3 protein-coding genes, 1 rRNA gene and 1 pseudogene are annotated in these 8,832 nt (G+C 66.1%); all 5 read right to left on the bottom strand.

What is annotated here, in order from left to right; genetic code table 11:
• Nucleotides 1-86, bottom strand: a 16S ribosomal RNA gene (locus AC56LV_RS24385); the annotation flags it as partial.
• 415 nt (nt 87-501) lie between these two features.
• Nucleotides 502-1,713: a TIGR02679 family protein gene (locus AC56LV_RS24380; RefSeq protein ID WP_499561531.1), complete on the bottom strand. Its 1,212-nt coding sequence runs from the start codon at nt 1,711-1,713 to the stop codon at nt 502-504.
• Nucleotides 1,710-5,819 (bottom strand): annotated as a pseudogene (locus AC56LV_RS24375) (TIGR02680 family protein). Before AC56LV_RS24375 ends, AC56LV_RS24380 begins: the two are co-directional and overlap by 4 nt.
• A 59-nt stretch (nt 5,820-5,878) precedes the next feature.
• Complete coding sequence (locus tag AC56LV_RS24370; RefSeq protein ID WP_499561529.1) at nt 5,879-7,153, bottom strand: TIGR02678 family protein; 1,275 nt, start codon at nt 7,151-7,153, stop codon at nt 5,879-5,881.
• Entirely contained in the window at nt 7,143-8,600 is a 1,458-nt protein-coding gene (locus AC56LV_RS24365) for a TIGR02677 family protein (protein ID WP_499561527.1), read from the bottom strand. The genes AC56LV_RS24370 and AC56LV_RS24365 overlap by 11 nt, the downstream gene beginning before the upstream one ends.
• Nucleotides 8,601-8,832: the final 232 nt, after the last annotated feature.

Genomic DNA, 8,832 nt, shown 5'->3' with positions numbered 1-8,832 from the left:
CAGGTTGCCCCGCGCTGCCGTTCGACTTGCATGTGTAAAGCATGCCGCCAGCGTTCAATCTGAGCCAGGATCAAACTCTTCAGTTCAATCTCTGTTTGTTGGCATTTCTGCCACCCTGCATTGCTGCAGGGGTCGCCCACTCAAAATACTGACCGTTACTTCATTGCTGAAGTAACGTATTTCTTTTTTGTGAACATTTGATAATTTAAGTAATCAAGAACCGAAGTTCTTGGCACCCTCATCAAACGCCCACACTTATCGACTGTTAATTTTTAAAGAACTTTATCTGGTGCTACTTCATCTGCCGCTTGCTTCGAATCGTTTTGTTCGTCAGCAGCAGAGGAAAGAGATTATGCAGTGTTTTTCGATGTTCGTCAAGTTCTTTTTTGACATCCCGCAAAATCAAGCGGCCTTAGTGTTACCGCAACTATTTGATTTCGTTGTCGTTTTCATGAGGGGGCGAATCACGGCAAGCCAAATACGCCTCTGGCAAGGGCCACGTTAACAACGCCCGTCCAAATCAACGAGCAGCGCTCCGGCAAGCGCTTCTTCATCGAACGCGCGGCCCCGCACCTGCATCGCTGCAGTCAGAGCGCCATCCCACCGCGCCTGCACCGGGTTTCCCGCCAGCGGCCGACTGGCGCCGATGCTGCGTTCAAGTGCGGCGCAGTAATCGGCTGCGTCAAAGCGCCAGGGCGCCGCACCGACCATGTCAACGACCGTATTGGCAATCGCTATTCCGGGCCAGTCGAAGTCGCCGTGATACCGCAGCCGTGCACCAGCTGCAGCCAGTTGCAACAACAAGGTTCGTTGCGCTGCGGCAGGCATGCCGTCGGTGCAGACCAACGGCGCGCAGTGCCGCCCCAGCGTGTCGGCAGCGATCGCCACCAGGTTCGGGTTTTCACAAACGTAGACGTCGCGCTTGGCAACGTCCCAGGCCGGCGCAGAGCGCAGCAGCGCGCGCAGCGACAGGTAGTCCGGCTCACCAGTGGCACAGTCACGGCCTGCGTGGCGCGGCAAGTTCAGGAACAACGCCGGCCGCGCCAGCTCATTGACCATTACACCAGCAGCCGCCCACAGCTCGCGCACTGTTTCCTCGCCCTGGTAGTCGTCATCGTCGGCGCGCGCACGCCGCAGGACCGCCAGCACAATGGTGGCAACCGGGCTGCCTGGGTCGAGTGCATGCGCATCGCCCAGCAACTGCGCCGCCAGATGCGATCGTGTGACAGCCGCCGCCGGTAGTTGGGCCAGCACGGTCTGTACCTGATCGATCAGCTGCGCCGCGACGGGCAGGTCATTGGCCAGCCGCTTGAGCAGGCCCAGGCCGCGGCCATCGGCGAGAAAGGCGGCCAACCGCACATTGACCGCCGTCAGGCGAATGGCATCCCACTGGCGCGCCGTTTCCGCACGCGCGGAAACCAGGTCGATCAGCGGCCCGTCGAGCAGCTCGAGCGCATGGCGCAAGGACGTGGCCAGTCCGGCGTCACGCAGGCGCGCGTCGAGTTCGTCGATATCGAAGCGTAGCGATCCGCCTTCGCTCGGACGCCGGCCGAGCAGCCCGGCCAGGGCATCGCGCTCTCCCCGATCCAGCTTACCAAGCGTGACCACACCGCCACTGCGGCCGCGTTGATACCGGCTGCGCAGCCGCGCCCGCAGTGGCGCCAGGGCTACGCCGCCGAGCAAGCGCGTCAGTCGTGCGTTCACTTCGCTCATGCGGCGGTGGTGGCGTCGGCCACGTCAGGGAAGCGCCGCACGCCATCTTCTTCGAGTCGTTTCGCGCGGCCATCCCAACTCCAGCGCGATACATACACAGCATCGATGCCTTCGTGCCGCTGCAGCTGGCAAATCGACACGCCCGGCAGTTCGGCGTAACAGGCCCATTCACGCTCACTGGTCATGACGAAGTCCAGGTCGAACTCGCGCACCAGAGCCATGCAGTGTGCCCGCGCGGCGTCATCGATGCCGGCAAAGGCTTCATCAAGCAGTACCAGACGTGGCGCGTGGCGCGATCCGGCATGCGTATAAAAACTCGACACTGCGGCGAACAGGGGCACGGTCAGGCCCAGTGCACGTTCGCCACTGGACGCAGGCCCCGACAGCGGCCGCCATTGCCCGTCTTGCCAACGCTGCACGCGGAAGCGGTGCCAGCGCCGGTAATCCAGCGCGCGCGCCAGCAGTTCGAGCAGGCTGCCGCTGCGACCGGCATCGTCGCGCGCGCGTTCGGTCGCGATCCGGTTCTGCAGCATCCTTCCCACCACTTGCCGGTCCTCTGGCGACCAGGCATCGTAGCTCGTGTTGAGCAGGCGCTTGCGCGCCGCGTCGAGTCCCACCGGCGCGCCCTCGCTGCCCTCCTCCAGTGCTTGCCACAACAGGCGAAAGCGCACACCGGTCGATGTCGGACGCTTTGCCAGTTCGGCGTTGATGGCTGCCACGCGCCGGTCGGCCTCCTGCAGGCGGCGCTGGATTGCCGCTGCCACTTCGGCCTGCAGGTGGTTTTCCAGGACCTCGGTTTCGCGCGCAGTCAGCAGCTCGCGGCGCTGGACGATTTCACCACGCACGGCAGCTTCGATGACATCCGGCCGCTGCAGCCGGTTCTGGTAGACGATTGTCACGATCATGCCGTAGTCGCTTGGCTCGGCCTGCCCCTGATGGCCCAGCGCCGTAAGCGCGGTAAGCAAATCGGAATAGTCGCGCGAGAACGCGCTTTGCACGCGCGACCAGTCGGCGTCCTCGGCGTCGACTTCCTGCAACAGTTGCTCGGCGCGGCGCGCCACGCCCAGCGCGGCGTCAAAGCCCCAGCCAGCGGCCGGTAACTCGAGTTCGGGCAGCGCGATGGCCAACAGGCCGGTGGCATTGAATTGCTCGAGACCCCTCACGGCGCCATGGCGCAGTAAGGTCCGTTCTTCCAGGACGGCCGCCGCACTCTCGGCGCGCTGCTCGCTGCGCGCTCGCGCCTCGCTGGCCGCGCCAAGCCGGTTGCGGGCAAGCTTGAGCGCCGCTTCACCGTTGACCACTGCCTGCCGCGTCGCAGCCAGACGGGCCGTAAGCTCACTCACCTGCGCACCGACGCGTTCGCGCAACGTGTCCAGGCGCGTTCTGGCCTCATCAACTGCTTCGGCGCAACGCGCGTGGTGCTCTTCCCGCTCTGCGAGTTCCGGGCGCCTCTCGTCGGCCCGTTGTTGCTGGCGCCGCCGCTCCGGCAATGCCTGCCGGACGCTCTGGGCCTGCAGCAGCAGATCCTGAAGCGCCTGCCCGGCTGCGTCGAGCGCTACTGACACCGCCGCCAGTGCGTCTTCTTCGGGTGGTAGTTGCAGGTCGGCGGCGTCGCTCAGCAGTGCCGTACGCGCCGCGCGCCAGGCATCGAGAGCGACAACGAGTCGCGACTCGGCGCCAGCCACGCGCTCGGCCGCCTGGCGCCGCTCACGCTCCAGCGCGCCGACCTGCACGTGCGCGCTGCGCAACGCCGTGTCCGACGGCGCTGCGTCCCAGTCCAAGCCAGCGTGGCTGCGCCGCAGCGCCAGGCGCGCAAGTGCATCGTCGAGCAGGGCCTGCTCGCGCCCCAGCGCGACCAGCAGCGCGCCAATTTCCGCAATGCGCCGTCGGCGCGCTTCGGCACGGCTGGCCGCACCGATGTACGCGGCGGCCGGCTTGTTCCAGGCGCCGCTCAACGGTCCTATACGAAAGCGCCCGTCGGGCGCCACCCAGGCTTCGGCAACCAGGTCATCGTCACCATCACTGCAGGCGATCGATGCGAGCAAGGATTCGACCTGGCGCGGGTCGACCGGGCACGATTGCGACGGCGCCAACCAGGCAACAAGCGAGGCTGGCTGCACGGTCCGCGCGCTTAGCAGCGTGTCGAATCGCGGCGCATCGGCGCCGGCGTCGATGGCGCCGTCGGGACTAACCCAGGCGTCAAGCAGGCCTGCTGCTTCCAGCGCGGCTTCCAGGCCGGCGCGCGCGGCGACATCGGTGACGCCCTCGCGAAACTCGACGAGCTGCCAGAATGGCGCGCCCGGACGGCCGGCCGGGCGCACTGCGGGGCCGCGTGGATACGGCACCGGCGGCGCGCTGTCTTCACCTTGCGTCAGGCGCTCGCGCTCCTGTTCCAGCGCCAGGGCATCGGCAGTGAAGGCCGCGCGGCGGGCCTGTACGTCCGCCTCGTCGTGGGCCAATTGCATACTGCTGTCGTGCTGGGCGCGCATCAGTGCGCTGCGCGCCGGATTCTCGCCCTCCAGACTGCGGGTCCAGTCGCCCAGGGCCGGCAGCACCGCTGTCGCGTCCAGCGCCAGTTCACGCAGACCCGCCACGTGCACATCCCAGGCGTCGATCAGCGCGTCGCCCTGTGCGACGAGCTCGTCCTCGGCATGCATGACCCGTGCTGTGGCATCGGCCAGGCTGTCGGCGATCTCGTCGCGCCGCTCCTGCGCCGCATCGCACGCTTGCGCGGCTGTGCCGAGCTGACGCAGGCCGGCATCGACAACAGCCACATCCGCCCTCCTCTGCAGATCCATGCTGCGCAATGCGCGCTGCATTTGTTCGTACTGCGCAGCCTCCAGGCCTGCCAGCAGCTCGGGCTATGCAAAGCAGGCTGCCGCCGCGGCAAACTCCTCGCGCGCTGCCAGGCCAGCCACCTGGCCCGCCGCGCCGAACTGCGCCGCCGACTGCGCGAGCGCGGCGCATGCGGCATCGGCACGCTCGGCATACCCAATCAACTCATGGGCATCGCGCGCTTGCCGCTGCGCTGCTTCGCGCAGCGCCGCTTCAGCCGTGACAACATCGCGCTGGCGCTGCGCCAGATTGCGCGCAAGTTCATCGATAGGGTTGGCGTCGCGCATCAGCGGGTCGGCCTGCATTTCGTCGAGCGCTGCGCGTTCGCGCAGCTGGCGGGACTCGGCCGCCTCGAGCGCCTGTTGCAGGACGCCCTGGTTGCTGGCTTCGGCCTCGAGCGCCGTGCGCGCCTCGTTCAGGTCGCGGCTGGCGTTGTCGAATGCAGTCGTCGCGGCGCGCAGCACCCGCGCCTGGCGGCGCGCATTGACGCGCGCGTACTGGCGGTAGCGCCGGTTGAACTGGCCGATCGCCTTGGCCAGTTCATTCAGCTCGGTGAGCTGCTGGCCATATTCTTCCAGCTGGTTCATGGCCTCTGCCACGTCGGCCAACAATTCATCCGGCAGCGGCGCCAGTGCTTCGGTCAGCGCGTTCGACAGATTGTCTTCGTTGGGCTTTTTCGACAGTTGCGGTTGGCGTAGCTGGATCAGGGTGTCCATCAGTGCGGCGTAACGCGCTTCGCCAAGATGGAACAAGCGCTCGTCCACCGCACGGCGATAGGCTTGCGCGGTCTCGAACAACTGGCCGCTGCCGTCGATGGCTTGCGCCAGGGGCTCCTTGCCCAACACCGCGCGCTGCTCGTTGATCAGCCACAGGTCACGTCCGACCCGCTGGCCCTCGGTGATGAAGTACCACGTATCGACCTGTGTGCGGGCCGCGACCGCCGACAGGCCGCAGCCGAGCGTCAGGTAGCGTGGCTGGCCATCGTCCCCAATGCGGCCGAACTCGATCCAGGCATAACCGACGCGCCGCTCGTGTTTCCCCAACAGCAGATTCCACGCCATCTTCTTGGTGGGATCGCCATCGGGTTCGATGCGCGACGACTTGATGCTGGCATCGAACAGGAACGGCAGCGTGAGAGACAGCACCTTCGATTTGCCGGTGCCGTTATTCCCGCGTAAAAGCAGATGGCCGTCGCGGAACCAGAACTCTTCGCTATCGTAGTGAAACAGCTCGACCAGGCCAATGCGCAGCGGCTGCCAACGCGCCTGCATTGGCTCGGGAAGTGCCGGCGGCGCAGCTGCGATTACCGATGAAAACAGGGAGTCTGGCATCAGAATAGGGCATTCTGGGCGCGCTCGGCGCCCTTGGTTGCAGTGCGCTTGCGCGTCACCAGTTCGGCATCACCGAGCGCGAATCGCGCCAGCGCCGGCAGCGGGTACACGCCATCGCCGTCGCGCCGGATCAGGCGCAGCATCTCGAGGCGGTCCAGCGCATTGCGTGCAAGGTCGGCCTCGGCACCAGGCTCGCGCGCAGACTTGGCCCAGAACTTCCCATAGTCGGGAATCAGGCCTCGCACGGCCTCGGCCACCGCCGCTTCACACACGGGCCCGGCGGGATGCGCACGCCCGGCTCCGGCCAGGAACTCGGCGACCAGCAAGGTGACATGCGAGACAGTACCGGCGGCCGGCATGGCGACATCGGTCAGTTCGCCGGTCTTATCGACCAGGGCCAGTCCTTCGGCGCGCTGCTCGGCGTTCAACCCGGTGGCCTCGCCCAGGCGCGCCGCCAGCGCGCCGCGCTGATTCTGGAAATACGCGCGCAGGGCCGGGCGATTGTCAAGCTCGTCGAGGTAGACGACGGGATCGTCGAGCAGGCGGCGCGCCAGGTAATGGCGCATCGCCGTACGGCGCCCCTCGTCACTATCGATCGTGAACTCGTCGGTGAGGGCAGCCAGGCGCTCGTCGATCTGCGACGGCGCGTTTTCGGGTGGCCAGGTCGAGGGGCCGCGCGCAGCCGCCAGCAATCCGGCCAAAGCGCGTCGCTGCACATCGTAGAGCGCGTCGCCAACCTTGCTGACGAACGCATCTTCATCACCGGCCACGCGCAGCAGCACCCCGAGCGACAGCAGGTAGCGGCAAATTGCCACGAGCTCGCGGCGCTCGTGATGGCTCTCCATGGTGAAGGTGAAGCCGCGGGTCCCAAGTTCGGGGTCGGCGGCCAAGGCGAGCAATTTCTCGCCCAGCGTGCGCAAGGTAATTTGCGGTTCGGCGCGCTCCAGTGCGGCGCAGGCCAGGCAAAATAGTACATAGCGGCGCCGATCGAAGCCGGCCGCGCCGCGCGTGGCGTCGCCCACGTCGGCGGGCCGCTTGTACAGGCGCGCGCAATCGCGCTCGACATGCAGTATCCAGCCAGCCGCCTGCGAAAACCAGTCACGCAGTTCGCGCTCGTGGCGCCGCACCGCATTGAAGGCCGGATGCAGCGCCGTCATCAAGGGGCACATCAACAGCGCGCGCAGGGCGTCGCGGCGCTCGTCTTCGCGGTGGCGCGCAAGGACATCCTTGACCTGGGCTGCGCCAGACGCCCGTGTATTGGCCTCACCCACCATGATCGTCTTCGGTGGTGGTGATCGTCAGCAGATGATCGCGTCCGGTGAAGGTGCCGGAACTGGTGTGGATGCTGGCGATGCTGTCAGCTGCCAGCGGGACCAGATGAATCTGCAGCAAGCCGTCAGAACTCTGGCACATCACCTCGGCGCCGGGCCCCGACTGGATGACCAGCGCTTCGCCGAGCAAATTCAGAAACAGCCGGAACGCGTGCGCATCGAGCACGCCGAGTTCTGACAGGCGGGTCGCCTGGCCAGTGGTGAGGATTGCGCGTGCGGCGTCGATCTCCGCGCGTTCTTGTGCGACCCGCGCTGCCAGCATGGCACGTTCGGTATCACGCGCACGCACATGGGGCGCGGCGCCACGTGGCGTCAGTTCGCCCTGCTCGCGCAGACGCGGATGGATGCGCACCGGCGGCGCATCGGCCCAGGCAGTACTTGCAGGGACCGGATCGGCATTGGCGCCATCTGCCTGCAGGCTGAAATGGCGTGCCGGATTGAGTGCGAAGCTGGCGCGCCACAGCTGGTGCGCTTCTGGATCGTCTGCCGTGTCGGCGAACCAGCGCGCCAGGATACGGAAATCGGCCGAGCGGTCGCTGCGGCCGCTACGCCGCTCGTTCAGGCTGGCCACGGCCGCCAGCAGTTGCGGAATCGCGGCGCGCACCCTGGCCCGCAACAGTTCGGACTGCGCCTGAATATGGCCATCGCTGATGAACCAGCGCGACAGACCACGCCAGCGCTCGCGCCAGATCGCGGCCCGCTCGGCAAGCGCCGCAGCCTGTTCGGGCTCATCGCACGGCGCGGCATCGCGTCGTTCGCGCTGCGCGGCCAGCAAGATCAACGGCGCGATGTGTCCGTCCAACTCGAGCAGGCGCTTGGCGATCGCGCCGGATCGGCCAACCAGGTCGCTGACAAAGCGCTGCAGGTAGTCGATCAGGCGCTGCTTGAACGCGATCGCGGCTTGCACGTCCGCCTGCTGTAATTCAATGGTGCGGGCAACGCTGGCCATGAAGGCCTGGGCGTTATCGGCCAGGCCGTCGAACACGCGCACCAAATCACGCAGGGCGGTGTGCACCTTGGCCGGGTCGGGCGCTGTTTCACCGGCCAGTGCCAGCAGAGCGTTGAGCTGGGTGAGGATATCTTCGAGAGCGACGGTTTGCAGCTCACTCTGGCGTGCGAGAGTACGTGCAAATACGGCCAGTCCGGCTTCAACGGCCTCGCCACCGAGCGAAAGACGATAGAGAAAACGCGCCCGGTAAAAGTCTTCCACGCTCGACACGCGCGCCGTATCGGGATGCGCCTCCAGGTTGCCCCAATCGGCCAGCTGCGACAGCGCAAGCTGGATTTCGTCGAGTGCGGGCGTGTTGCCTGGCCAATCGGCTTCGATCTGCACTTCGTCCGGACGCAGTTGCAACCGAAATTGCCGCTTTGCGGCGGCAAATGTGTCCATAACAGATCTCCTGCAGACCGGGCAAGTGCGGTCATCTCATTGAAGGCAGTCGGTCGATTGACGACTATAGTGCGGGGTTGCGCCCAGGTCAATGCGGGGGAGCTTCTGAAGGCCCAAAGCGAAAAGCCCCACTCAGATCACTGAGTGGGGCTTTTCTATATAACTAGCCTGACGATAACCTACTTTCACACTGGTTGCAGCACTATCATCGGCGCAAAGTCGTTTCACGGTC

Source organism: Telluria sp. RB2R28 (assembly GCF_059685835.1).
This window is presented reverse-complemented; position numbering and strand designations above follow the sequence as displayed.